Genomic DNA, 979 nt, shown 5'->3' with positions numbered 1-979 from the left:
ATTCCGGGCTATTCACTCACTAAGAACGGCAAAAAAATACCGGATGAACAAATACAGGAATGGCTGATGGAACTCATCTCAGGTGAAGCCGGTGTCTATGGCTATCGAAAGTTGTGCCTCCGCCTTCGAAGCGAGTATGCGCGACAGATTAACAAAAAGAAAGTGTACAGATTATGTAAGGAACTCGATATCCTACAGCCACAGCGAGAAGTGAAGTTCCACTATCCAAGAAAATTAGCGAGGAACCGGATCATCACTGAATCGAATCAGCTGTGGGAAGCAGATATTAAATACGGCTACATCGAAGGTGAAGAGCGTTTCTTCTTTATTCTATCGCTCATTGATGTATATGACCGTTCCATCATTGATTATCATATTGGTTTACATTGTACCGGACACGACGCTGGCCAACTCGTGCAGCGTGCCTTGTTTAAGCGTCAGCAATTTGAAAGAGAAACAAAGCCAGTCATTCGAACGGATAATGGTCCACAATTTATTTCTCTAGCGTTTCAGAAAGCATGTGAAACGTTCCACATCGAACATGAACGCATTCCGCCGAGAACACCGAATATGAATGCCCATATCGAGTCGTTTCACCGATTACTAGAGTATGAATGTTTGAGGCGGTTCGCTTTTCATTCCTACGCAGATGCGTATCATGAGGTGGCTGAATACATGGATTTCTACAATAATCGAAGAATCCATTCGAGTATTTTAGATTTAGCACCAAATGAATTTTATCAACGAAACCAAACAGAAGAGCTAACGATTAAAGAAGTGAGAGTATGAGGCAGGATGATTTTCTTGCCTCACCTAAAATAAAGAGCAATTCTATGAAATAATGAGCTAAGAGTAGTATGTGTCCAAAATTAGGGGGTTAACCCGCTTCTCTAAACGCCAATTCTCAGTCTCACCCCGAATTTTCATCCGAATTAGAACATATTAAGACAAGAATGCAAAACTTTATTAAGCACTCGGT

1 protein-coding gene is annotated in these 979 nt (G+C 41.4%); it reads left to right on the top strand.

The genetic code is table 11. The annotated features are described in order from the left end of the window. Nucleotides 1-789 (top strand): IS3 family transposase (locus SM447_RS29200; protein WP_474576091.1); only part of this gene is annotated, 789 nt, incomplete at its 5' end. Between the last annotated feature and the right edge of the window lie 190 nt (nt 790-979).

This window comes from Micromonospora aridisoli (genome assembly GCF_056150025.1).
This window is presented reverse-complemented; position numbering and strand designations above follow the sequence as displayed.